Source organism: Streptococcus mitis (genome assembly GCF_009496205.1).
Lineage (GTDB): Bacteria > Bacillota > Bacilli > Lactobacillales > Streptococcaceae > Streptococcus > Streptococcus mitis_BN.
Genome location: NZ_WIJO01000029.1, coordinates 1 through 23,038, shown reverse-complemented (window position 1 = coordinate 23,038; position 23,038 = coordinate 1). Strand labels below are relative to the sequence as shown.

Genomic DNA, 23,038 nt, shown 5'->3' with positions numbered 1-23,038 from the left:
GATGACATAAAGGATCTTGATACGGATGTACAGTCTTTAGGGCTTGGGAGGGATAAACTACAGTCTCGTTCAGGACTAAATTCTGCGAAAGTAGTAGATTCTCAGTTTGTGACAGCTTTGAATTATGTCAATGTTAATTAAAAAAGCCATTTATGTTATACTATAAGGTAATTGAGGTTAGTTGCTTTATAGAATAATATAAGGAGGTGTGTCTATGAATAAGCGTAAAAAATGGGGTATTATTGCTTTAGTAATTTGTATCATAGGAGGAATTGTAATGTTTAGTTTGAATCATCAAAAAGAAAAAACGTTGGAAGAAAAGATGAGGATCGAGCAGGATAGGGTAGCAAAGTTTTTAGTAAGTAACTATGATTTAGCTGATGGACAAAAGATTAAGAGAGTGGAGTTTGTTGAATTTCAAAAAAATGAAAGTACGGGGAGTTGGAGGATTACTGCTAAAGTAAATGGTCAATATAATATATCTGTCAAAATAGATTCTCTCAATGAGAATGAGAAAATAAGAAGTTCCAATTATTCACCGACAGACTTCACAAAGAGAGAAAACAAAGAAGAAGCTGGATATGATATAGCAGTAAAAATTATCTACTTAGAGGAGAGATAACTATATGGTTACAGAAGAAGATTATAGATATATAGTAGACGATGTTTACGATGTTGACTCTGGTAAGGTGAGTAATCCTATTCAGGAGGGACGATTAGTTGCAAACGATCGGTTAAAAGTAATCTCTAAACCTATAGACAACACCTCTAACGGTATGCAGGCGATGGCGGTTGCTCCTGTGGATAAAAATGGGAATGTGGATTATAGCCATGTAGTGATTGCCTATGCTGGGACGAATAGTTCGGATATAAAGGATTTTGGTACGGATGTACAGTCTTTATGGCTTGGGAGGGATAAACTACAGTCTCGTTCAGGACTAAATTCTGCGAAAGTAGTAGATTCTCAGTTTGTGACAGCGCTGGATTATACCAAGGTTAAGTAAAATAGCTGTTTATGTTATGCTATAAGGTAATTAAGACCAAGTTGTTTTATAGAATAATATAAGGAGGTGTGTCAATGAATAAGCGTAAAAAATGGGGTATTATTACTTTAGTAATCTGTATTATAGGAGGAATTGTAATGTTTAGTTTGAATCACCAAAAAGAAAAAACTCTGGAAGAGAAAATGAGAATCGAACAGGATAGGATGGCGTTATACTTAGTTAGTCATTATGAAAAGGTTGAGAAGATTGAGTTTACAAGTTTTCAACAGAATAAATTAACAGGAACTTGGAATTCTAATGCCATTGTCAATGACGAAATATTTGTCACTTTTTCTGTTCAAAACTTGATGACAGAGGATGAAATAGGTTTTGGACAGCATATTAGTCAAAGTAATGGGAATAAATTAATAGAAAGAGATAATCCGGAAGTAATAAATAGCGATTCACTTATGTCAAATATAACAGTTATTTATTGGGTGAGATAATATGATTACGGATAAAAGTTTTAATTACTTAGTTGACCAAGTATATGAAGTTGATAAAAATAAAAATTCAACTCCATGGAAAGCAGGAGATGAGTTAAGAAAGGATTCTCAAACTTTTCGAGTTCTTAGTACAAAAGACAACACCTCTAACGGTATGCAAGCTATGGCAGTTGCTCCTGTAGATAAAAATGGGAATGTGGATTATAGCCATGTAGTGATTGCCTATGCAGGGACGAATAAAGATGATCGACTTGACATCCAAACAGATATCCAATCAATAGGATTTGGTGATAGACAGGTGTTGTCGGATTTGAAAACAAAGACATTTAGAAAATCTCAATTTCAAACGGCTCTGAGTTTTGCGGAAGAAATCGAAAAAACTTATCCCTCTGCTAAAATCACAACTGCGGGGCATTCGCTTGGAGAGTCTCTGGCTATGTATGTCGCTTTAAAGCGAGGTTATGCCAATATAGGGTATAATGGGCCAGATATTCATAACTTGATTTCGAAAGAAGAAATCAAGCACATGCAAGAACATCCAGAACAATTTCGCAATTACCGTCATAAGTATGATGTTATTGGTAATATTACGGGAAATACGACTCAAACAGCTATCTATCCCTATATCTATCCTGCAAAAGATAACTGGGGTGACAAGTTAGAATATCATAACTTGTCCCAGTGGCGATTTGATGAGAATGGCCAGTTAGTTGATTTGGATGGAAAACGAGTTACGAATCTCAAAGTAACGGCGCTAGCAGAAGCAACAGCAGGTATGTACCGCTACCAAAAAATCAAAAGCTACCTCTCGGCAGATGGCTTGTCAAGTAGGGAAGAGATATACTTGGATAGCTTGCAGGGAATGGCTCTAGGGGAAGGAATGGCTAATGCGGCTCGAGCTGGTGCAGACGACATCAAGCACCTTCAAGAGGAGGTGGTGTCCAAAGCACAAGAACTATGGAATCAGCTTGATTTTAGTAGTTTCCGATACCTGAGTTATGATGAAGTCCTATCGACTTTTGCGTCTGCGGGTGTGACTCAGGCTACGATTGTCGGTTCAGTTGAGCAAGATTTTGAGCAAATGAATCAAAAGGCTGAAAAACTAGCCACAGAGTTTGATACCCTTAACCAACAGATTATCCAAGTCATTGAGAATAAACTAGCTACAGATAAGGAATTGGCAGGAGAATTTAGAAAATGGAACAGTCGGATTTAGTCTTCCAAAAGTTAAAAGAAAAAGAAAAAGAGTATCATGATTTGGAAGATGAATATCTAAAGCAGAAAGCAACGTTTACAAATCAACGCAATGAACTCTATGAACGTCGAGACCGCCTTGCCCGAATCGTAGAAGACGAAGCTGGTAAGATGACTGCTTTTCTTCAAAAAGGACAATATAGTTACCAAGATGGAGAACAGTTTTATAGGAGTTTACAACAATTGATGGAGGATTCTCAGTTTGCGTGTAGGCGTAGAGAAGATGAATTGCAGTATCAAGAGGATTTGTTAAACAGAGATTATCGTAAGAAGCAAGATGAGTTAGAACAGACAATCGGAGATTTAAGGAGGTCATATGCTCGCGCCGTTAAATGAATATTATACAGATGAAGAATATGAATTTGCTTTACGTCAGATGTATCGTATGATGGAGAAGAATAGAATCTATACAATGGCGACAGTAATCTTAAAAGAAAGAAATTCTTTGCAAACAGATTATAAAGAAAAAGTGAGAGAAAGTGCGGAGGAGACAAAAGTCGCTATTGGGAAAATAAAATCACAGATGGATACGGCTATAAAAGGTCAGGTAAAGAAAAAGTTGGAAGAAGTGACAACGGAGAAGCTATCTCAGTATGATTCCATTTGCTAATTTTATAGTGAGTAACTAGAATAATTGCTACAAACTGCATGGAGCAGTTTTTTTGCTATTACTTTTCCTATGAAAAATCCCTGCAAGCTCTTTCAAATTATGGTAGAATGGAAGCAGTAGAATTAGAAAAGGAAATCGATTATGAAATTTCTTGAATTAAACAAAAAACGTCATGCGACTAAGCAGTTTACTGATAAGCCAGTTGATCCAAAAGATGTGCGTACGGCTATCGAAATTGCAACCTTGGCCCTAAGTGCCCACAACAGCCAGCCTTGGAAATTTGTAGTGGTACGTGAGAAAAATGCCGAACTAGCAAAATTGGCTTACGGTTCAAACTTTGAACAGGTATCATCAGCGCCTGTAACTATTGCCTTGTTTACAGACACAGATTTGGCTAAACGCGCTCGTAAGATCGCCCGTGTTGGTGGTGCTAATAACTTTTCTGAAGAGCAACTTCAATATTTTATGAAGAATTTGCCTGCTGAATTTGCCCGTTACAATGAACAACAAGTCAGCGACTACCTAGCCCTCAATGCAGGTTTGGTTGCTATGAATTTGGTTCTGGCTCTTACAGACCAAGGAATCGGATCAAATTTGATCCTTGGATTTGACAAATCAAAAGTCAATGAGGTTTTGGAAATTGAAGACCGTTTCCGCCCAGAACTCTTGATCACAGTGGGTTATACAGACGAAAAATTGGAACCAAGCTACCGCTTGCCAGTAGATGAAATCATTGAGAAAAGATAGAAAGAAGAAAAAAATGACAGCAATTGATTTTACAGCAGAAGTAGAAAAACGCAAAGAAGACCTCTTGGCTGACTTGTTTAGCCTTTTGGAAATCAACTCAGAACGTGACGATAGCAAGGTTGATGCCCAGCATCCATTTGGACCTGGGCCGGTAAAAGCCTTGGAAAAATTCCTTGAAATCGCAGATCGTGATGGTTATCCAACTAAAAATGTTGATAACTACGCAGGACATTTTGAGTTTGGTGATGGAGAAGAAGTTCTCGGAATCTTTGCCCATATGGACGTGGTTCCTGCTGGTAGCGGTTGGGACACAGACCCTTACACACCAACTATCAAAGACGGTCGCCTTTATGCGCGTGGGGCTTCGGACGATAAGGGTCCTACAACAGCTTGTTACTATGGCTTGAAAATCATCAAAGAATTGGGCCTTCCCACTTCTAAGAAAGTTCGTTTCATCGTTGGAACAGATGAAGAATCAGGCTGGGCAGATATGGACTACTATTTCGAGCACGTAGGACTTGCGAAACCAGATTTCGGTTTCTCACCAGACGCTGAATTCCCAATCATCAATGGTGAAAAAGGGAATATCACGGAATATCTCCACTTTGCAGGAGAAAATACAGGTGCAGCCCGTCTTCACAGCTTTACAGGTGGTTTACGTGAAAACATGGTACCAGAATCAGCAACAGCAGTCGTTTCAGGTGATTTGGCTGACTTGCAAGCTAAACTAGATGCCTTTGTTGCAGAACACAAACTCAGAGGAGAACTCCAAGAAGAAGTTGGCCAATACAAGGTGACGATCATTGGTAAATCAGCCCACGGTGCTATGCCTGCTTCAGGTGTCAATGGTGCGACTTACCTAGCCCTATTCCTTAGCCAGTTTGACTTTGCTGGTCCAGCCAAAGACTACCTTGACATCGCTGGTAAAATTCTCTTGAACGACCATGAGGGTGAAAATCTCAAGATCGCTCATGTGGATGAAAAGATGGGTGACCTTTCTATGAATGCTGGCGTCTTCCGCTTTGATGAAACAAGTGCTGACAATACGATTGCCCTTAATATTCGCTATCCAAAAGGAACAAGTCCAGAGCAAATCAAGTCAATCCTTGAAAACTTGCCAGTTGCTTCTGTTAGCCTTTCTGAACACGGTCACACTCCTCACTATGTGCCAATGGAAGATCCGCTTGTACAAACCTTGTTGAATGTCTATGAAAAACAAACTGGTCTTCAAGGTCATGAACAAGTTATCGGTGGTGGTACCTTTGGTCGCTTGCTCGAACGTGGGGTTGCCTACGGTGCCATGTTCCCAGACTCAATTGATACCATGCACCAAGCCAATGAATTTATCGCCTTGGACGATCTCTTCCGCGCAGCAGCAATCTATGCCGAAGCTATTTACGAATTGATCAAATAAAACGATAGAAGTCTGAGATTTTATGCTTGGACTTCTTTTTGGAGGGAAAACAGATGTCTCAAATTGAAAGAATCAAGCAAGCCATTATGGCGGATCCGCAGAATGCTAGCTATACAGAACGCGGAATTGAACCTCTCTTTGCGGCGCCAAAAACTGCTCGCATCAATATCATCGGTCAGGCACCGGGACTTAAAACCCAAGAAGCAGGCCTTTATTGGAAAGATAAAAGTGGTGACCGCTTGAGAGACTGGCTTGGTGTTGATGAAGACACCTTTTACAATTCAGGTTATTTTGCAGTGTTGCCTATGGATTTCTACTTTCCAGGGCATGGCAAGTCAGGTGATTTACCACCGAGAACTGGCTTTGCTGAAAAATGGCATCCGCAGCTCTTGCAAGAATTACCAGATATTCAATTGACCCTTTTGATTGGTCAATATGCCCAGGCCTACTATTTAAAGGAGAAAATCAGTGGCAAGGTAACAGAACGGGTAAAACATTACCAGAACTACTTACCAACCTATTTTCCACTAGTTCACCCCTCACCGCGAAATCAAATCTGGATGGCCAAAAATCCTTGGTTTGAGTCAGAAGTGGTGCCAGATTTGAAAAAAAGAATTAAAACTATTTTAGGAGAAAAAGAATGAAAGAAATTTCCTTTGACGCATTTTACCAGCTTTATCAAAACGACCAACTTTCTCTAGTGGATGTGAGAGAAGTGGACGAATTTGAAACTCTTCATTTAGAAGGTGCCCATAACCTACCCCTTAGTCAATTAGCCGATATCTATGATCAGTTGGACAAGGACCACTTGCATTATGTGATTTGTAAAGCTGGAATGAGATCAGCGCGTGCTTGTCAATTTTTAGCTGAACAAGGTTATGAAGTCGTTAATGTTCAAGGTGGCATGACTGCCTTTGAAGAACTCTAAACGTATTTCTCCTACTTAGTGTGATCTGGGTAGGAGAGTTTTATTTTTAGATAATTCTTATTTTTTTGAATCTTGAAAACATTCAATATTTACTTCGTGAAGCTTTTTTCATACTCCTATTCATGATATACTAGGTCAGTATTTTATAAATATGAAGGAGATTTACATGGCTAAAAAAGGTGCCCTAACAGGTTTACTCCTGTTTGGAATATTTTTTGGTGCGGGGAACTTGATTTTTCCGCCTTCTCTAGGTGCTCTATCTGGAGAACATTTTCTTCCTGCCGTCGCAGGTTTTGTCTTTTCAGGCGTCGGTATCGCCGTCTTGACTCTTATTATTGGAACGCTAAATCCTAAAGGATATATCTACGAGATTTCAACAAAGATAGCGCCTTGGTTTGCGACTCTTTACCTCTCAGTTCTTTACTTGTCAATCGGTCCATTCTTTGCTATCCCACGTACCGCTACAACAGCTTACGAAGTGGGGATTAGCCCTCTTTTGTCGGATGCAAATAAAGGACTTGGCTTGATTGTCTTTACTGTTTTGTATTTCGCGGCGGCGTATTTGATTTCGCTTAATCCATCAAAAATCTTAGACCGTATCGGCCGTATTTTAACACCAGTCTTTGCGATTTTGATCGTTATCTTGGTTGTTCTAGGAGCTATCAAATACGGTGGAACAAGCCCTCAAGCTGCCTCAGCTGCTTATCAAGCTTCTGCTTTTGGTACAGGTTTCCTCGAAGGTTACAATACCTTGGATGCCCTTGCTTCAGTTGCCTTCAGTGTAATCGCAGTTCAAACCTTGAAACAACTTGGATTTTCAAGTAAGAAAGAATACATTTCAACTATTTGGGTGGTTGGAATCGTTGTTGCCCTTGCCTTCAGTGCTCTTTACATCGGTTTAGGTTTCCTTGGAAATCATTTCCCAGTACCTGCTGAAGCGATGAAGGGTGGAACACCAGGTGTTTACATTTTGTCACAAGCTACTCAAGAAATCTTTGGCTCAACAGCTCAACTTTTCCTTGCAGCTATGGTTACTGTAACCTGCTTCACAACAACAGTTGGTTTGATTGTGTCAACAGCTGAGTTCTTTAATGAACGCTTCCCACAAATCAGCTACAAGGTTTATGCTACAGCCTTTACCTTGATTGGATTTGCCATTGCCAATTTGGGTCTTGATGCGATTATCAAGTACTCAATCCCTGTACTGGTTATCTTGTACCCAATCACGATTGCTATCGTTATGATTGTCATTGTCAACAAATTTGTAGCTCTTTCAAAACCAGGTATGCAGTTGACAATTGCTGTGGTTACAGCCATTGCCATTGCAAGCGTACTAGGAAGCTCATTTAAAGTTGAGTTTCTTGCAAATCTTGTCAACGCTCTTCCTTTTGCCAAGGCATCACTCCCATGGTTAGTACCAGCCGTTGTCGGAATCTTGCTCTCATTGGTTCTACCAAACAAGCAAGAAAGCGATGTTTTTGAAATGGAATAATCATTAAAATCACTTTTGTAGCCAAGTCTACAGGAGTGATTTTCTTTTTTTATCCGATGATAAATGTGTTATAATAGGTAGCAAAAGAGGTGAAGAAATGAATCAAACAGTAGAATATATCAAAGAACTGACAGCTATCGCATCGCCAACAGGCTTCACTCGTGAGATTGCGGACTATTTAGTCAAGACTCTAGAAGGTTTTGGTTACCAGCCAGTTCGTACAGCCAAGGGCGGTGTCAATGTGACCATCAAAGGTCAAAATGATGAAGAGCATCGCTATGTGACTGCCCATGTAGATACGTTGGGTGCTATTGTCCGTGCTGTCAAACCAGACGGCCGTCTCAAACTGGATCGTATCGGTGGTTTTCCTTGGAACATGATTGAAGGTGAAAACTGTACCGTTCATGTGGCTAGCACAGGTCAAAAGGTATCAGGAACCATCCTTATCCACCAAACTTCTTGCCATGTCTATAAGGATGCAGGAACTGCAGAACGCACGCAAGACAATATGGAAGTGCGTTTGGATGCCAAAGTAACAAATGAAAAAGAAACTCGTGCTCTTGGTATTGAGGTCGGTGATTTTATCAGCTTTGACCCACGAACTGTCGTGACAGAGACAGGTTTTATCAAGTCTCGTCATTTGGATGACAAGGTCAGCGCAGCGATTTTGCTTAATCTGCTTCGTGTTTATAAGGAAGAGAAGATTGAATTGCCCGTAACAACTCATTTTGCTTTTTCAGTCTTTGAAGAAGTGGGACATGGAGCTAACTCTAATATCCCTGCTCAGGTGGTAGAGTATCTGGCTGTGGATATGGGAGCTATGGGAGATGACCAGCAAACAGACGAATATACAGTGTCTATTTGTGTCAAGGATGCTTCTGGACCTTATCACTATGACTTCCGTCAACATTTGGTTGCTTTGGCTAAAGAGCAAGATATTCCATTTAAGCTGGATATCTATCCATTTTATGGTTCGGACGCTTCAGCAGCTATGTCTGCAGGGGCAGAAGTCAAACACGCCCTTCTCGGTGCTGGTATCGAGTCTAGTCATTCTTATGAGCGTACTCATATTGATTCGGTGGTTGCAACAGAACGAATGGTTGATGCTTATCTTAAGAGCGCATTGGTGGACTAATATGTGTTTGATTTGCCAGAGAATTAACCTCATCAAAGCTGGAGAAAATCCCTATTTTGTCAAAGAATTGGAAACAGGCTATCTTGTGATTGGAGACCACCAGTATTTTGCAGGCTATAGTCTCTTTCTAGCCAAGGAACATGTCACCGAATTGCACCATTTAGAAAAGGAAACAAGACTCCGTTTTCTAGAGGAAATGAGTGTGGTCCAAGAGGCAGTTGCTAAGGCTTTTGCTGCTGAGAAAATGAATATCGAACTGCTAGGGAATGGCGATGCTCATCTTCATTGGCATTTGTTTCCTAGACGAACAGGTGATATGAATGGTCACGGTCTCAAGGGGCGTGGGCCAGTCTGGTGGGTTCCCTTTGAAGAAATGACCTCAGAAACCTGCCAAGCAAAACCAGATGAGATTAAAAAAATAGTTAAACGTTTATCGTCAGAGGTAGATAAACTATTAGAAATAAAGGAGTAAAAATGAAAAAAAGATACCTTGTCTTGACAGCCTTGCTAGTCTTGAGTCTAGCAGCTTGTTCACAAGAAAAAGCAAAAAATGAAGATGGCGCAGCTAAGACAGAACAAACAGCCAAAGCTGATGGAACAGTTGGCAGTAAATCTCAAGGAGCTGCTCAGAAAAAAGCAGAAGTGGTCAATAAAGGAGACTACTATAGTATTCAAGGGAAGTACGATGAAATCGTCATAGCTAATAAGCACTATCCTTTGTCAAAAGATTACAATCCAGGAGAAAATCCAACAGCCAAGGCTGAGTTGGTCAAACTCATAAAAGCTATGCAAGAGGCAGGTTTCCCAATCAGTGACCATTACAGTGGCTTTAGAAGTTATGAAACTCAGACCAAGCTCTATCAAGATTATGTCAATCAAGATGGGAAAGAAGCTGCCGACCGATACTCTGCCCGTCCTGGCTATAGCGAGCATCAGACAGGCTTGGCCTTTGATGTGATTGGGACAAATGGTGATTTGGTGACAGAAGAGAAGGCAGCTCAATGGCTCTTGGACCATGCTGCTGATTATGGTTTTGTTGTCCGTTATCTCAAAGGCAAGGAAAAGGAAACAGGCTATATGGCTGAAGAATGGCACCTTCGTTATGTCGGAAAAGAAGCCAAAGAAATTGCTGAGACTGGACTCAGTCTTGAAGAATACTACGGGTTTGAAGGCGGAGATTACGTCGATTAATACTCTTCGAAAATCTCTTCAAACCACGTCAGCGTCGCCTTACCGTATGTATATGTTACTGACTTAGTCAGTTCTATCTGCAACCTCAAAGTTGTACTTTGAGCAGCCTGCGGCTAGCTTCCTAGTTTGCTCTTTGATTTTCATTGAGTATAAAAAATAAACTTTTCTCTTGCAATTATAGATAAATAGTGTATAATAGATGAGTATGTGTAAAGCATACTTGTGGGAGGTAAAAATCTTTAATTACCGCCAAAACCACAAAGGAGGATTTAAAAATGGCTAAAAAAGTCGAAAAACTTGTAAAATTGCAAATCCCTGCTGGTAAAGCTACACCAGCTCCACCGGTTGGACCTGCTCTTGGTCAAGCTGGTATCAACATCATGGGATTCACAAAAGAGTTCAACGCTCGTACAGCTGACCAAGCTGGTATGATCATTCCAGTTGTTATCTCAGTTTACGAAGATAAATCATTTACTTTCATCACTAAAACACCACCAGCTGCTGTTCTTTTGAAAAAAGCTGCAGGTGTTGAAAAAGGATCAGGTACACCTAACAAAACTAAAGTTGCTACAGTTACTCGTGCACAAGTACAAGAAATTGCAGAGACTAAGATGCCAGATTTGAACGCAGCAAACGTAGAGTCTGCAATGCGTATGATCGAAGGTACTGCTCGTTCTATGGGATTCACTGTTGTTGACTAATCAATAACATATTAGAAAATCTCACAGCAGTCTATTAGTTGCTTTTCATACTAGGCAAGTGACTGAAGCTTGTACTTGGGTACAGCAAGGGAACTTAACGACGTAGGAAAAGAGTCTAATAGACTGAAAACCCGCAAGACTTCATCATTTCGAGGAGTGACGTGGGAGATGAAAATCGATTGAACCACTTACAAGGAGAATAGAAAATGGCTAAAAAAAGCAAACAACTTCGTGCTGCTCTTGAGAAAATCGACAGCACAAAAGCATACAGCGTAGAAGAAGCTGTAGCACTTGCAAAAGAAACTAACTTTGCAAAATTTGATGCAACTGTAGAAGTTGCTTACAACTTGAACATCGACGTTAAAAAAGCTGACCAACAAATCCGTGGAGCAATGGTATTGCCAAACGGTACTGGTAAAACTTCACGCGTTCTTGTTTTTGCACGTGGTGCAAAAGCTGAAGAAGCAAAAGCTGCTGGTGCAGACTTTGTTGGTGAAGATGACCTTGTTGCTAAAATCAACGACGGTTGGTTGGACTTCGACGTAGTTATCGCTACACCTGACATGATGGCTCTTGTTGGACGTCTTGGACGTGTCCTTGGACCACGTAACTTGATGCCAAACCCTAAAACTGGTACTGTAACAATGGATGTTGCTAAAGCAGTTGAAGAGTCTAAAGGTGGTAAAATCACTTACCGTGCTGACCGTGCAGGTAACGTTCAAGCAATTATCGGTAAAGTATCATTTGAAGCTGAAAAATTGGTTGAAAACTTCAAAGCTTTCAACGAAACAATCCAAAAAGCAAAACCAGCTACAGCTAAAGGAACTTACGTAACAAACTTGACGATCACAACTACTCAAGGTGTTGGTATCAAAGTTGACGTAAACTCACTTTAATCAGTAGTTTATAAACAAAGGCGAGTACGAAAGTGCTCGTTTTTTTAGGTACGACGTGTATTCCGTTCATCTGAGGTGTAAGTCCTCTGTGGGTACCATATACTAGTAAACCCAAAAGTGATTCCCAAGCCTGACTATTGTGAGTAGCTGATCGAACGGCATTAGGATAGACTGTTTAAGTCTGACGTTGGAAATAAGAATCGGCAGAGAAAGAGATAGAGAAATCTTAGCTATACGAATAGGTACGTGATAGTAAAGCGTATATAGCGGATAAGGAGGCCGGCAACTCTAAAGTACAAATATGTAGTCGTAACCTATATGCGTAAACTATGTGAGCAATTGAATTTGAACTAGAGAGTTAATTAATAGATTTATGATATAATCATGGCAGACTGTATGCGTTTGATTATAGTTCATTAAAAACTAGATTAGAATTGTTAGATAATATTATTTTATGTTATAATGAAGAAAAAACAGAGGTGTTCAAATGTCAGAAGCAGGTCATAAGTTTTTAGCAAAATTGGGGAAAAAACGCTTACGTCCAGGTGGAAAATGAACTGCACCCCAAAAGTTAGACAGAAAAAATCTAACTTAGTTGACCTGACACATAGCAGTTTAGTTAAATGGGTTAATATTAGCGAGCCAGGTCGTTTGGCTCGCTTTTTTCGTTGTTTAATTTCCCGATAAAATTATAATAAATGTCAATCTGAATAATTCGATTGCGTTTCGTGCCAGTTGGCTTATGAATAACAATCTTGTCAATCAGTTCATTCACTATCTCAACGGTTAGTTCTGGTAGCTCTGTATATTTCAAAATTCTCGTCATAAACTTGGAGATATTAAGGTTATCTTCTTGTTGTTTGGCGAGTTTTTCGGTTAAGTCAGAAATGGAAGTTTGAAGTTGTCTCTGTTCTTCTTCATAGCTCTGACTTAATTTTACAAAGCGTTCATCTGAAATTTTACCAAGTAGATTATCTTCATAAAGCTTCTGAATAATGGTGTCAATCTCTTTAGAACGGTGTTCATCTTTTTGGAGTTGCTGACGCTGATTTTTGTTGTCTTTATTAAATTGAGCTTGGCTTTGCTGTTCCAACTTTTTCAAAAAGTCTTCTTGGTTGAAGTGGGCTTCCTGAATGGTTTGGCGGAGCTTGCCACTTACAATCTCAATCAGGGCGGATTTTTGAATATAGTGGGGATTTTCACAACCATCAATCGGCTTGCGATATCCAGAACACTTGTAATGGTCGTGGTTAAGTCCATTTTTCTCTTGTGGGCAGAAATAATGCTTTCGCCCACAAGTTCCACAAAAAACCAATCCAGCAAACAAGTTTTCGTGACCAGCCCGATTTTTATACCGTTGATTTGAACGCTTATGACTTCGCATTTTTTGAACAATATCGAAAGTTTCTTGGTCAATTATCGCTTCATGAGTATTTTTGAAAATCAGCCAATCTTCTTTTGGGTTATCTACCTTACGCTTGTCTTTATAGGATTTTTTCCGTGTACGAAGATTAACCGTATGTCCAAGATATTCTTCACGCCCTAAGATAGCGCTTAGGGTTTCTCGCGTCCAAAAATAAGGCAAAGTTTCCACATTTGAACTGGAGGAAATAGGTTTCAAACCAATTTCGATTCGGTGGCGGTCTGGTTTAAAAATTTTGTCATTTTCTAACCCTTTTGCAATCTCCGAAAGGCTTTTTCCGCTTTTCGCTTCTTGAAAAATCCGTTTCACAACTTCGCTGGCAACTGGGTCAATAATCCAATTTTTAGGATTGTTTGAATCTTTTAGATAGCCGTAAGGTGGGTTAGTAGTCACTCGCTCGCCAGCTCTCGCTTTAGCTTGCACCACCGCTCGAATCTTCTTGCTGGTATCCGCCGCATACATTTCGTCCATTAAACTCTTGATTGGCAAGAAAATAGAATTAGTTTCATTAGGTTTATTCGAATCTACGCCATCATTAAGGGCGATAAAGCGAACATCAAAACTAGGAAAAGTGATTTCCGTTAGTTGACCAACCTTGATATAAGAGCGACCCAAACGACTTAAATCCTTAACGACGAAGTTTGAAACTTGCCGATTTTCTACCAAACGCAGAGCTTCTGAAATTGCTGGACGGTCAAAATTTGTTCCACTGAAACCATCATCAACGAAAAGAACTGGATTTGGCAGTTTTTCTCTCGCTACTACATCAAGAAGAATATTCTTCTGATTGGTAATTGAGTTACTATCTCCGTCCAGCCCGTCGTCTTGGCTTAGGCGACAATATACCACCGTTATATCTGAAAGTCTGGAAGTATCTACTTGTCTATAATCTGAAATTGTCAAAGTTCTGTTCATGTGTTTTTCTCCTTTTGGAGTTCACACACCTTATACTTCTATTATACCATTTTTACTACTGTTAAAGTAGTGATTTATCGCTTAAAATCAACCTTTCTAGGATATTTTCAAGATTGCAATTTCCAGTAAAACGGTGACGGATTAAGTAAGTCGTTCGACCAATTCGACAAATTTCATCAGCGGTGCGTGAAGCCTGTTTTGAATCTCTATCTTGATTCTTCTGGTTCATTATTTATTCCTCCCTTGATATAATCTGGGTATTCTTCAAGTGTTATTACAGTGAACAGTTCCCAAAAGTTATATAGTTCTTTTTGAATTGCTTTCGAAATCGCCAGCTTTCGCTTATCGTCTGGCACAACCCACAAAACATAGGGGAAAACTTCCTTTTGTCGTTGTTCAATACCTGACCGATAATATTCAATATATTTCTTGCAAGTATTTACAATGCGTGCAAGACTTTCAGTGCTTCGGTCTATTTCCAGAAAATAATGGTCTTCGTAATCATGATTAACTAGTTCTAAATAAGCATCAGGCTTTAGAGTTCTGCCTATACCAGAGAATTTTTGGTAGCTGCGCCAAGAGTTTGGCTCAAAGGAAAAAGTTTCAAGCGATAGTTTTTCTGAATCTCGAACAGCCTCCAGTGTCTCAACAAAAACTTCCGTAATCGCTAAAGTGTGTTCAACGTGGTGCTGAGTTGGCTCGTATTTATTTTTATAGCGCAAAACAACTGTTTCATCTTGGTTTTTAAGGAATTTTAGTCCCTGAAAAGTAATTTGCCAAACATAAGAAGCAGAGCCACGGCGTGCGCCACCAATTCGCCGTTTTAAGTGTGAAACCAATCCAGCTTTCTTCAGACTTTGAAGCGCAAAATTAGCACGGCGAATGGCGGTTTCAAATCGAGCACTATCCGCAAAAAAGAGTCTGGCTAATTGGTTGGTGGTCGCAAATCTTGCTTGACTCAAAAAGTAAAGAATTTGCGTGTCGTTATCTGTTTTGTAATTCCATTTCATCTGTTTTGTTCTCCATTAAATTTAAAGTGTATGCTCCCGTAAAATGTGCTTAATTACGGAGTAAGTCGTGTGAGTAAAAATTCTGAAAACCTTTATTTTTCGGGGGTGGAAGAATTTTCTTCATCAACACGATTCGAAGAGCGATTGGAACGCTTTTTCCTCCCTAAATCTGTTAATTTTTGATTAGAATCTTCATTTTTCGAAGCAGATTTTTCAAAAATGTAGTTTTCGAATTGGCTTTCAATTTCTGAAATATCTTGTCCGTATCGGCTCAAGCTATTTAAAAATGGCGTGCGACTATCTCTAATTTTTGGTTTAGGTGGGTAGGTCTTACCGATAAGCCAGCGGTAGGTATTTGGTAAGATTTCTGTTCTGATATATACCCAAAATGGTGGTAGGCTGTAAAAATCTTCTTTGTCAATCTCCAGAGTATATTTTGCCATTTCGCGAGCTTCATCAAGATTTAAGCCAAAAACAATTTTATTCGCAACATTAGATTCAATTCCAGCTTTTAACTGGGGTGACATCTGTGCAAGATGTTGGAAGCCAATATTCCAGCCAACATTAAACTGACGAGATTGCGAAAGTGCTTCATCTAAGTTAGCGTTGGGGATTCCTAGGAAACTTGGTGTTTCATCAATATAGATAAAGACCGATTGGCGTTTGCTTGGCTCAACCGAAGACTGGCGCAAAATTAACATCCATAGCATTGAAGTGATTAGGCTACCAATGAGTTTCGCAGATTCTGAACCAATTATCGCTTTATTTAGTGGAATCAATACGATTTTTCGGCTTTTGAAGATTTCTGCAAGACTGAAATTTGGATTAGTTTGTCCCAACATTGCCCGAAGTTGCGGGCGAAGCAAAAACTGGCGGAATTTATTCAAAATGGGGTTTAACATCTGGTGACGTTGAGCTTCACTGAGCAATTCAAACCAGTTCCAGAAACTTTCCAGTCCGATTGGGTCTTTTAACTCTCTTAATAGTTTATTTCGAAAGGATTGATTAGTGAGTAAGCTCGGTAACATCACTAAAGAAGTATTTGGAATGCGCGCCAAAGTTAAAAAACTGTGTGACAAAATATCCAGTGAGTAAATTCCAAAATGTTCAGGATAAAGTCCTTTAAGTAGCTCTAAAAGATAATCTGCGATAACTTCTGGCTCAATACCATATTTAGTTAGTTCAAAAGGATTTATACCGACAATTCGCTTTGAAGTGGGTGAAATCACCACAATATCTTCATCGTGTTCAGTTGGTGTGCGCTCTAATAGTTCATGAGTAAGTTGACCTTTGGCATCCACCACAACGACGCTATGATTTTTAGAGTTTATATCTGATAAAATCAAGTGACTCATAGCGGTGGTTTTTCCACAACCTGTTGAGCCGAGAAAAACGGTGTGCTTTTTGCCAGCTTGTGTTGAAATTTGAATTGGTCTTGATTGACTTTCAACCGTTTGCGCCAAACTTCGCTGATTTTTTCGGTTAATATTGTAGCCTAAAGGTGGCACTACTAATTTAGGGTGAATATTTGGCACACCTGCAATATTTTCTTCCCCAATAGGTAAAAGCATGAAACAAGCTAAGTCTGAAACAGATAAACTATATGGGAAAGCCCAAGAAGGTTGCGCTTGATTAAGTTTTTGGATGGCCAATGGTTTTAATTCAATGGTTGCATTTGATTCCATCATGCGAAAACTACTAAGTAGGCTGTCAAAAAATTCCTTTGTTCGCAAAATACTGCGAGATTGGACACCAAGGCGAATTTCACATTTAAAAGTAGATTGGTTTAGTTTTTGTTTCATCAGCTTTTTGGAGTTTTCAGAAAGCTCAGGAATATTATTCGTAATCACTTGATACCATTTAGCGGATAAATTCGGCAAATCTTTTGGTTGCGGGCGAGGTGGTGAACCTGCGCCAATAACCAACTGAACAACTACTATTTCATCTGGCTGAAGTATTTTTGAAATTGTAAGGCTTGAACGTATCATATTTTCTACAGAATCCGTTTTTAAAGCATAGTGAGACTCTTTGATGTTTACTAACCGCGCAACCGAAAGTTTTTCACGTTTTGAGACCCTTGAAAACTGAATAGTTCGGTGCGATTGAATCAGCTGGTGAATATGACGTTTATCTTGTTCTTCCGTCCCCAGAAGATACTGCACGCGATTTTTATTCATACGAACTTCAAAAACAATGCTTTTACGTCGAGTTAGACCGACCAACTGTCCAAGCAAACTTTTGACGTCTTCTTCAGAAAATGGACGTTGCCAATTCCACTCGCTCCAAGATAAGGCTTCTAACTTTCTTTTCATTTCTACCTCCATTCTTTAGATTTAATAATCCGAAAGGCGAACCAGCCAATGAAAATAACAGCAGTCACTAAAACCAAGAACCACCAAACTTCCAGAATTAGTTTCACCGCCCAGTTAATAAGCCAAGTACAAGCAACAAATCCAAGAATATATGCCATTAGTTTTCTCATAGCTGGTCTCCTTTCTGCCTTCATTTATACAAGAAAATTGGTGAAAAGTTAAATTTCACTACTTTCAGTTTTTATAGCGATTGGAATGAATTTTAAGCAATGAAACAGTAGTATATTTGAACATATTTTGACCATTTGTCTAATCTAAACAATCCTTTTATTTTCTTGAAATTTTTCGCATTTCTGCTTTAGCGACCAAGAAAAGTTCATTGATTTCTTGCCGTTTTTCCAGAAATTCTGCCAGGGCAATTTCTTCTTCGTTATAGTGCTTTTTATCTGCTTGTTTTGGTTTTTCGAACCAATCCCAAAGAAATACAACAACAATGATAATTATAAAAGATATAAAGTAGTCCATCATAAAGCTACCTCATTTCATCTTTTCAGTAGCGTAATAAGTGAATGCTTTTAGAATATAATCTGTATATGCTTTAGCTTCTGGCGTATTTTTGAGTATTTCTGCCTGCGTGAGTGCCAGATTGCCCACTTTATATAAAATATCGCTAGCGAGAAGCTCCAAGGCTTGATTATCTGCCATCGCTTCACTCAGTGTTTTAGCCACTTCTAACTGATAGGGGCTAACAAGTTGAGGAAGGTCTACTTTTGAGGTTGATTTTTGAATATGATTCATGAGATTTCTCCTTTGATTTTGGTATAATTTATGTTATAAACATTGTCGACTTTGTTTATGATTATAGTGTAACGAATATTTTTATCTCATTCATCAGGTAAAAAATCTCAGAAATCTCAAGGAGAAATCGTGTGACCGAATTTAGATTAGGATGGTTTTGCTATATTTTGCAAAAATCTGAAAAGAAAAAACGAAACCAAGAAGATTTCGTCAATAGTATTTTGAATAGATTAGTGAGTGAAAACAACCCTAAAATTTCATTTATTCCAGAAATTAACCGTGTTTCTAGTAACCGCCTTTTTACGGGAGACGAAGAAATTCCAGAATTTTACCGCGAAGCTTTGCCGATTAGTGATTTAGGCTTTCAATCTCAAAGGATAGCTGATATTTTCAAAGATTTAAACTGTGGCGAAACTTTCGATTATAAGCAAGCTGTTTTTAAAATCAAATCAGCTCTTTTAAACCAAGCCAAAAAAGCTACCGTTGTGTTTGGTAGCGAAAAAATAGAATTACTTAATCATTGCCAAGAAGCTGAACTTTACTTAGCAACTATTTTGATTTTCTTGGTGAATCTTTCGAATATTCCTTCCAAAAACTCAGAGGAATTAAGACAAGCACAAATCATTAACCAGCACATTTTTAAGTATCTTGAAAATGAGGTTTTATTAACGCCATATTCACATAGAAAAGTTATTGAGGAATCTTTAAAAAGCAAACAGCAGATTTTTTATTTTGATTTATATAAGCCTGAAGCGTTAAACGATAATAAAAATCTCGTTTCACCCACTTTAAAAGTTTTGATTCAAGATTCTATTTCCAAAATGCCAATTATCCAGAATGGTTTAATAATTCAAAACGAAACTATCAACGAACGAATTGCACAGTTTATTGGAGAAAATTTTGAGAACAGCCCCACACTAACTTTAATTACTGGATTTTGCCAATCTGAAGCAGATTTTTATAAAGCTTTGGATAGATTTTTACCAAAAGAAGTTATCAATAAAATTTTTATTGTTAAAAGTTTTGCTTTATCTGTAAAAGCCAGTTATGATTATACTGCTTCGAAAATGAAAAATATGATAGCCTTAACAGAAAATGTTGTAAATTATTTAGAGAAAAGAGCTTTCACAACACAAGACAAAACTGAGTTTACTGTAGGTGGAAGTAATTATTTAGAAAATGATGAAATTATTTTTTATTTACTAATTGATTTTACTTTATCTATCAAAAGATAAATGATATAATAAAAATGAAAGGGGATACAATGGATGCTTTTGTCAAAGAAATAAGGATAAAACCTATACCTAAAGGGAAATACTACTCTGAAATTCCATCAATAAATTCCATTGATTCTTTAAATTTGTCTTCTCCTATTACCTTTTTTATGGGCGAAAATGGGAGTGGTAAATCAACCTTACTTGAAGGTATTGCGGTTTCTTTAGGGTTTAATCCTGAGGGTGGAACTGTTAATTTTAATTTTGCAACTAAAGAAACTCATTCAAACCTTAGTGAATATATTCAGATTGTTAGAGGAGCTAAGCGACCACGGGATGGATTTTTCTTGAGGGCCGAAAGTTTTTATAATGTAGCTACTTATCTGGAAGATATATACAGTAGAGAGATTGCTATGGGCTATAAATTAGATTCTTACGGCGGAATCCCTCACGAACGCTCTCACGGTCAGGCATTCTTAGGTCTGGTTTTAAATAAATTTAAACCTAATGGATTATATATCTTAGACGAACCAGAAGCTGCTCTTTCGCCACAAAATCAATTAGCCTTTATGGCAAAAATATATGAACTAACGCAAAGCGGAGCTCAATTCATCATAGCTACTCATTCCCCTATTATTACAGCTTTACCAAATTCAAAAATATACAATTTTAATGAATCTATTCAAGAAATTGATTATCACGATTCTGAAAGCTATCAAATTACCAAGCTTACTTTAGAAAATCCTGAGCTTATATTGCGAAATCTTTTGAAAAAATAAAATAAAAAAGGAGGTTCCTTATGGCTCAATGTGGTGTTTGTAATGGAACTGGAATTTGTCGTTTTTGCAATGGAACCGGTGATGACAGAATAAATAATCCTCACCCCAATCCAAATAATGTTTTTTCTGGTGGAGGTAGTCGTTGTATACAGTGTGACGGGAATGGTAAATGTATAGAGTGCAATGGTTCTGGTGAGGTATAAATTGTAGTATGGAGGTTTGATATAGTGGATTTAAAATTTCAAGATAAAACCATTCAACAATTATCTAACTTAGATAGAGTATACTATTATTCTATTGTTAAGCACGAAGCAAGTTCTTTACATAATTTATTAGAGTTGGCAGAATGGCTTCGATCAGAGGGATTTGAATTAGATGACGTTTTTAATTCAGCTTACGATATATGTTTAGCTATGTATAAAAGAACGGGTATAGCAGATATTAGCTATTTTGAGGGTCTATATGGTGTATTTATTCCTATTTTTCTAAACGGTCAATGGCAGGCTTGCGTGCAGGCAGAGTCACCTAAAAAACTTGTATTAGCCTTATATTGGATTCAAGAACAAGGAGCTAATGCCGATGATTTATATAATAAGTTACTTGATTCAAAAGTAATCAGTTTATGATATTGAGAGCCAAATGGCTCTTTTTCTATATTTCTCCTCTTTTATTCCTGCTACAATAGTAAAGAAAGGAGAAATTTTGACAAATCATCACAAGAACAAATTAGAAAATATCAAAACCATAACTATCGGCTATGCTCGTGTCAGTTCAACAGATAATCGGCAAGAATTGGGGTTATCTGTTCAAAAAGAAGCACTCAGCTTTTGCGACAAGCTCTATATCGAAAAAGATTCTGGTGGAAATCAAGACCGTCCCCAACTTGATAAGGCGTTAAAATTAGCTAAAAATTATGCTAAACAAGGTGTTAAAACAAATTTTGTTGTGTATAAATTGGATAGACTTACCAGAAAGATGCTTCACCTCTCTTCCATTATTGAAGATTTAACCAAACATGGTATTCATCTTCAATCAATTCATGAAAATATTGAAACAGATTCTTTAACTGGAAAATTCTTTTGTTTGATGTTGGGTTATGTGGCAGAATGGGAGCTTCAAGCTATTTCTGAACGCACTAAAGACGGACTCCGTAAAGCGAAAGAAAAAGGCGTGAAACTTGGCAACAAAGGAATAGCGAAAGATAAAGAAAAGCAAATTATTGCACAATACCAGCAAAAAGAAATGTCCGTTCGAAATATTGCGAATCAGCTGAACATTTCCACCGCAACCATATATAATGTGCTAAGGCGCAATAGTATTCAAATAAATAGAAAAAATCACCTATAATTGATTGACAAATCCTTAGAAAAATAGTACATTAAACCTATCAACAGTTTTAGCAAACGGTCGTTTGTTAAAACAATCAAAGTTATCAATAAAAATATTTAAAATGCTGATTTAATAAGGTTTTAGTTACCTTGTTGAATTGGCATTTTTATTTTTTCATTGTTTTAGTTGACGACCGTTAACTAAAACAAGCTCAACCCCTATTGTAGCAGGGATTTTTTGAGTTTAAATAAGAAAGGGGGTATTTCGTATTTAAATAGATACGAATTTTCATGATTGCTACAAAATATATAAATTTTATAAGGAGAAAGTATGTTACTGGTTATAATTGTAGCTATTGGAGTAATTTTATGGTTTATTAGGAAATCTTCCATTAATAAGTATAGTCAGAAGCAAGAATTGGCTATGAGAATTCTTGAAACAGCTAAACAATTACGTTTAGAGCATCTTGCTGATATTAACGAACTCGGTGGGCAAATGGCTTCGGCAGACCGTGAACAATATATTAGCTTAACTCAAGAAAGAGAGTTAACTGAAACAGTTATACGGGATCTTGAAAACATTATCAGATGTTTGCAAGATATATTGCAATGGAGACCAGAACCATCAGCTGGGCGTAACAAAATACAAATCGCTATTTTTGCCTTACAACGACAAACTGGCTATACTTTGGAGGAATTAGCTCAAGATTTAGGGGTTAAATAATGTAGAAAGAGGTTTTATCATGGGAAATATTAACGCTTGGATTTGTGCTTGCGAAAGAGAGCGTGGAGCTGGAAATAAATGTGAACATTGTAGGCATGCTATTGTTAATGATTTCAGCAATCATATGTGCCAATACTATGGCCAATGCCAAAAGAAATTCGGTTGGTGATAAATATGATTAAACTAATTCGAAAACTCATTTCAGCAATTATTGAATGTCCTATTTGTGGACGAAAAACAAGCGACCGACCAGAACGGTGTAGTCATTGCGGTAATAAACTATAGGAGTATAAGTATGACTGAAAAATGCACAAAATGCCAAGAAGTTTTATGGTTTTATGCAGAAGATAGAGCGCGTGGTAAAGTAATAAAAGTTTGTAAAAATCCTAATTGTACAATGTATAATTTTCAAATCTCCTTTAGTGAACGATAGTTGAATACATGAAAAAGACGGCTCATTTGAACCGTCTTTTAATTAGCTTATAAGATGCATGAACTCAGATTATTTTAGAGTGCTGAGTGTCAGCCAGTCTTTTTGGGGTGTTTTTATTATGAAATTAACTTATGATGATAAAGTTCAGATCTATGAACTTAGAAAACAAGGATATAGCTTAGAGAAGCTTTCAAATAAATTTGGGATAAACAATTCTAATATTAGGTATATGATTAAATTGATTG

The 23,038-nt window shown here is 37.9% G+C and carries 28 protein-coding genes; 21 read left to right on the top strand and 7 right to left on the bottom strand.

What is annotated here, in order from left to right; genetic code table 11:
• Positions 1–214: 214 nt before the first annotated feature.
• The 16 genes from GEZ85_RS06195 (at position 215) to rplA (ending at position 11,857) form a co-directional block, all read left to right on the top strand.
• Complete coding sequence (locus GEZ85_RS06195) at positions 215–622, top strand: hypothetical protein (protein WP_153209732.1); 408 nt, start codon at positions 215–217, stop codon at positions 620–622.
• Between the two features lie 4 nt (positions 623–626).
• Positions 627–1,004, top strand: a complete 378-nt coding sequence (locus GEZ85_RS06190) for a hypothetical protein (RefSeq protein WP_153209731.1) — start codon at positions 627–629, stop codon at positions 1,002–1,004.
• Positions 1,005–1,078: 74 nt separating this feature from the next.
• The gene (locus GEZ85_RS06185; RefSeq protein WP_153209730.1) at positions 1,079–1,489 is read left to right on the top strand and encodes a hypothetical protein; all 411 of its coding nucleotides are present in this window, start codon (positions 1,079–1,081) and stop codon (positions 1,487–1,489) included.
• 1 nt (position 1,490) lies between these two features.
• The gene (locus GEZ85_RS06180; RefSeq protein ID WP_153214815.1) at positions 1,491–2,705 is read left to right on the top strand and encodes a Tle-like phospholipase domain-containing protein; all 1,215 of its coding nucleotides are present in this window, start codon (positions 1,491–1,493) and stop codon (positions 2,703–2,705) included.
• Entirely contained in the window at positions 2,687–3,079 is a 393-nt protein-coding gene (locus GEZ85_RS06175) for a hypothetical protein (protein ID WP_153214813.1), read from the top strand. The genes GEZ85_RS06180 and GEZ85_RS06175 overlap by 19 nt, the downstream gene beginning before the upstream one ends.
• Entirely contained in the window at positions 3,060–3,353 is a 294-nt protein-coding gene (locus GEZ85_RS06170) for a hypothetical protein (RefSeq protein WP_153209923.1), read from the top strand. The genes GEZ85_RS06175 and GEZ85_RS06170 overlap by 20 nt, the downstream gene beginning before the upstream one ends.
• A 141-nt stretch (positions 3,354–3,494) precedes the next feature.
• Positions 3,495–4,100: a nitroreductase family protein gene (locus GEZ85_RS06165; RefSeq protein ID WP_153209924.1), complete on the top strand. Its 606-nt coding sequence runs from the start codon at positions 3,495–3,497 to the stop codon at positions 4,098–4,100.
• Positions 4,101–4,113: 13 nt separating this feature from the next.
• The gene (gene pepV, locus GEZ85_RS06160; protein ID WP_153209925.1) at positions 4,114–5,514 is read left to right on the top strand and encodes a dipeptidase PepV; all 1,401 of its coding nucleotides are present in this window, start codon (positions 4,114–4,116) and stop codon (positions 5,512–5,514) included.
• A 53-nt stretch (positions 5,515–5,567) separates the two neighbouring features.
• On the top strand, positions 5,568–6,158 hold the full coding sequence (locus tag GEZ85_RS06155) for a uracil-DNA glycosylase family protein (RefSeq protein WP_153209926.1): 591 nt from the start codon (positions 5,568–5,570) through the stop codon (positions 6,156–6,158).
• Positions 6,155–6,442, top strand: a complete 288-nt coding sequence (locus GEZ85_RS06150; RefSeq protein WP_153209927.1) for a rhodanese-like domain-containing protein — start codon at positions 6,155–6,157, stop codon at positions 6,440–6,442. Before GEZ85_RS06155 ends, GEZ85_RS06150 begins: the two co-directional genes overlap by 4 nt.
• A gap of 166 nt (positions 6,443–6,608) precedes the next feature.
• Positions 6,609–7,934, top strand: coding sequence for a branched-chain amino acid transport system II carrier protein (gene brnQ / locus GEZ85_RS06145; RefSeq protein ID WP_194251529.1), 1,326 nt, complete (start codon positions 6,609–6,611; stop codon positions 7,932–7,934).
• Between the two features lie 97 nt (positions 7,935–8,031).
• Positions 8,032–9,069, top strand: a complete 1,038-nt coding sequence (locus GEZ85_RS06140) for a M42 family metallopeptidase (protein WP_153209929.1) — start codon at positions 8,032–8,034, stop codon at positions 9,067–9,069.
• 1 nt (position 9,070) lies between these two features.
• Positions 9,071–9,541 (top strand): HIT family protein, encoded by a 471-nt coding sequence (locus GEZ85_RS06135; RefSeq protein ID WP_194251528.1) that lies wholly within the window; start codon positions 9,071–9,073, stop codon positions 9,539–9,541.
• Positions 9,542–9,543: 2 nt separating this feature from the next.
• Entirely contained in the window at positions 9,544–10,260 is a 717-nt protein-coding gene (gene ldcB / locus GEZ85_RS06130; protein WP_153209931.1) for an LD-carboxypeptidase LdcB/DacB, read from the top strand.
• Positions 10,261–10,535: 275 nt separating this feature from the next.
• Positions 10,536–10,961, top strand: coding sequence for a 50S ribosomal protein L11 (gene rplK, locus GEZ85_RS06125; protein ID WP_001085807.1), 426 nt, complete (start codon positions 10,536–10,538; stop codon positions 10,959–10,961).
• A 206-nt stretch (positions 10,962–11,167) separates the two neighbouring features.
• Positions 11,168–11,857, top strand: a complete 690-nt coding sequence (rplA, locus tag GEZ85_RS06120; protein ID WP_001085675.1) for a 50S ribosomal protein L1 — start codon at positions 11,168–11,170, stop codon at positions 11,855–11,857.
• Between the two features lie 634 nt (positions 11,858–12,491).
• Here rplA and GEZ85_RS06115 read toward each other — a convergent pair.
• From GEZ85_RS06115 to GEZ85_RS06095, 7 genes are all read right to left on the bottom strand, one after another.
• A complete protein-coding gene (locus tag GEZ85_RS06115; protein ID WP_153209932.1) occupies positions 12,492–14,195 on the bottom strand; it encodes a recombinase family protein in 1,704 nt (567 codons plus the stop codon).
• Between the two features lie 61 nt (positions 14,196–14,256).
• Positions 14,257–14,424 (bottom strand): hypothetical protein, encoded by a 168-nt coding sequence (locus GEZ85_RS10345; RefSeq protein WP_194251697.1) that lies wholly within the window; start codon positions 14,422–14,424, stop codon positions 14,257–14,259.
• Positions 14,402–15,205, bottom strand: coding sequence for a replication-relaxation family protein (locus tag GEZ85_RS06110; protein ID WP_153209933.1), 804 nt, complete (start codon positions 15,203–15,205; stop codon positions 14,402–14,404). The genes GEZ85_RS10345 and GEZ85_RS06110 overlap by 23 nt, the downstream gene beginning before the upstream one ends.
• A gap of 92 nt (positions 15,206–15,297) precedes the next feature.
• Positions 15,298–17,517, bottom strand: a complete 2,220-nt coding sequence (locus tag GEZ85_RS06105) for a type IV secretory system conjugative DNA transfer family protein (protein WP_153209934.1) — start codon at positions 17,515–17,517, stop codon at positions 15,298–15,300.
• A gap of 2 nt (positions 17,518–17,519) precedes the next feature.
• Positions 17,520–17,687, bottom strand: a complete 168-nt coding sequence (locus tag GEZ85_RS10235) for a hypothetical protein (RefSeq protein ID WP_194251527.1) — start codon at positions 17,685–17,687, stop codon at positions 17,520–17,522.
• A 157-nt stretch (positions 17,688–17,844) separates the two neighbouring features.
• Positions 17,845–18,045, bottom strand: coding sequence for a hypothetical protein (locus GEZ85_RS06100; RefSeq protein ID WP_153209935.1), 201 nt, complete (start codon positions 18,043–18,045; stop codon positions 17,845–17,847).
• Between the two features lie 9 nt (positions 18,046–18,054).
• Complete coding sequence (locus GEZ85_RS06095) at positions 18,055–18,315, bottom strand: hypothetical protein (protein ID WP_060955871.1); 261 nt, start codon at positions 18,313–18,315, stop codon at positions 18,055–18,057.
• Between the two features lie 131 nt (positions 18,316–18,446).
• On the opposite strand from GEZ85_RS06095, the gene GEZ85_RS06090 reads away from it, so the two are divergent.
• The 5 genes from GEZ85_RS06090 (at position 18,447) to GEZ85_RS06065 (ending at position 22,360) form a co-directional block, all read left to right on the top strand.
• Positions 18,447–19,550 carry a hypothetical protein gene (locus GEZ85_RS06090; protein ID WP_322741438.1) on the top strand — a complete coding sequence of 368 codons (1,104 nt, stop codon included), beginning with the start codon at positions 18,447–18,449 and terminating at the stop codon, positions 19,548–19,550.
• A 29-nt stretch (positions 19,551–19,579) separates the two neighbouring features.
• On the top strand, positions 19,580–20,308 hold the full coding sequence (locus GEZ85_RS06085; protein WP_228112213.1) for an AAA family ATPase: 729 nt from the start codon (positions 19,580–19,582) through the stop codon (positions 20,306–20,308).
• A gap of 227 nt (positions 20,309–20,535) precedes the next feature.
• Positions 20,536–20,934 carry a hypothetical protein gene (locus GEZ85_RS06075; RefSeq protein ID WP_153209937.1) on the top strand — a complete coding sequence of 133 codons (399 nt, stop codon included), beginning with the start codon at positions 20,536–20,538 and terminating at the stop codon, positions 20,932–20,934.
• Between the two features lie 76 nt (positions 20,935–21,010).
• Entirely contained in the window at positions 21,011–21,655 is a 645-nt protein-coding gene (locus tag GEZ85_RS06070) for a recombinase family protein (protein WP_153209939.1), read from the top strand.
• A 312-nt stretch (positions 21,656–21,967) separates the two neighbouring features.
• Positions 21,968–22,360: a hypothetical protein gene (locus GEZ85_RS06065; RefSeq protein WP_153210211.1), complete on the top strand. Its 393-nt coding sequence runs from the start codon at positions 21,968–21,970 to the stop codon at positions 22,358–22,360.
• Positions 22,361–23,038 lie beyond the last annotated feature (678 nt).

Bases quoted from the DNA above. Each gene is read 5' to 3' on its own strand.
- GEZ85_RS10345 (WP_194251697.1), bottom strand. From the start codon at position 14,424: ATGAACCAGAAGAATCAAGATAGAGATTCAAAACAGGCTTCACGCACC.
- GEZ85_RS06180 (WP_153214815.1), top strand. From the start codon at position 1,491: ATGATTACGGATAAAAGTTTTAATTACTTAGTTGACCAAGTATATGAA.
- rplA (WP_001085675.1), top strand. From the start codon at position 11,168: ATGGCTAAAAAAAGCAAACAACTTCGTGCTGCTCTTGAGAAAATCGAC.
- GEZ85_RS10235 (WP_194251527.1), bottom strand. From the start codon at position 17,687: ATGAGAAAACTAATGGCATATATTCTTGGATTTGTTGCTTGTACTTGG.
- GEZ85_RS06135 (WP_194251528.1), top strand. From the start codon at position 9,071: ATGTGTTTGATTTGCCAGAGAATTAACCTCATCAAAGCTGGAGAAAAT.
- GEZ85_RS06175 (WP_153214813.1), top strand. From the start codon at position 2,687: ATGGAACAGTCGGATTTAGTCTTCCAAAAGTTAAAAGAAAAAGAAAAA.
- GEZ85_RS06190 (WP_153209731.1), top strand. From the start codon at position 627: ATGGTTACAGAAGAAGATTATAGATATATAGTAGACGATGTTTACGAT.
- brnQ (WP_194251529.1), top strand. From the start codon at position 6,609: ATGGCTAAAAAAGGTGCCCTAACAGGTTTACTCCTGTTTGGAATATTT.
- rplK (WP_001085807.1), top strand. From the start codon at position 10,536: ATGGCTAAAAAAGTCGAAAAACTTGTAAAATTGCAAATCCCTGCTGGT.
- GEZ85_RS06165 (WP_153209924.1), top strand. From the start codon at position 3,495: ATGAAATTTCTTGAATTAAACAAAAAACGTCATGCGACTAAGCAGTTT.
- ldcB (WP_153209931.1), top strand. From the start codon at position 9,544: ATGAAAAAAAGATACCTTGTCTTGACAGCCTTGCTAGTCTTGAGTCTA.
- GEZ85_RS06110 (WP_153209933.1), bottom strand. From the start codon at position 15,205: ATGAAATGGAATTACAAAACAGATAACGACACGCAAATTCTTTACTTT.
- GEZ85_RS06150 (WP_153209927.1), top strand. From the start codon at position 6,155: ATGAAAGAAATTTCCTTTGACGCATTTTACCAGCTTTATCAAAACGAC.
- GEZ85_RS06155 (WP_153209926.1), top strand. From the start codon at position 5,568: ATGTCTCAAATTGAAAGAATCAAGCAAGCCATTATGGCGGATCCGCAG.
- GEZ85_RS06100 (WP_153209935.1), bottom strand. From the start codon at position 18,045: ATGATGGACTACTTTATATCTTTTATAATTATCATTGTTGTTGTATTT.
- GEZ85_RS06185 (WP_153209730.1), top strand. From the start codon at position 1,079: ATGAATAAGCGTAAAAAATGGGGTATTATTACTTTAGTAATCTGTATT.
- GEZ85_RS06105 (WP_153209934.1), bottom strand. From the start codon at position 17,517: ATGAAAAGAAAGTTAGAAGCCTTATCTTGGAGCGAGTGGAATTGGCAA.
- GEZ85_RS06195 (WP_153209732.1), top strand. From the start codon at position 215: ATGAATAAGCGTAAAAAATGGGGTATTATTGCTTTAGTAATTTGTATC.
- GEZ85_RS06170 (WP_153209923.1), top strand. From the start codon at position 3,060: ATGCTCGCGCCGTTAAATGAATATTATACAGATGAAGAATATGAATTT.
- GEZ85_RS06115 (WP_153209932.1), bottom strand. From the start codon at position 14,195: ATGAACAGAACTTTGACAATTTCAGATTATAGACAAGTAGATACTTCC.
- GEZ85_RS06085 (WP_228112213.1), top strand. From the start codon at position 19,580: ATGGATGCTTTTGTCAAAGAAATAAGGATAAAACCTATACCTAAAGGG.
- GEZ85_RS06065 (WP_153210211.1), top strand. From the start codon at position 21,968: ATGTTACTGGTTATAATTGTAGCTATTGGAGTAATTTTATGGTTTATT.
- GEZ85_RS06095 (WP_060955871.1), bottom strand. From the start codon at position 18,315: ATGAATCATATTCAAAAATCAACCTCAAAAGTAGACCTTCCTCAACTT.
- GEZ85_RS06140 (WP_153209929.1), top strand. From the start codon at position 8,032: ATGAATCAAACAGTAGAATATATCAAAGAACTGACAGCTATCGCATCG.
- pepV (WP_153209925.1), top strand. From the start codon at position 4,114: ATGACAGCAATTGATTTTACAGCAGAAGTAGAAAAACGCAAAGAAGAC.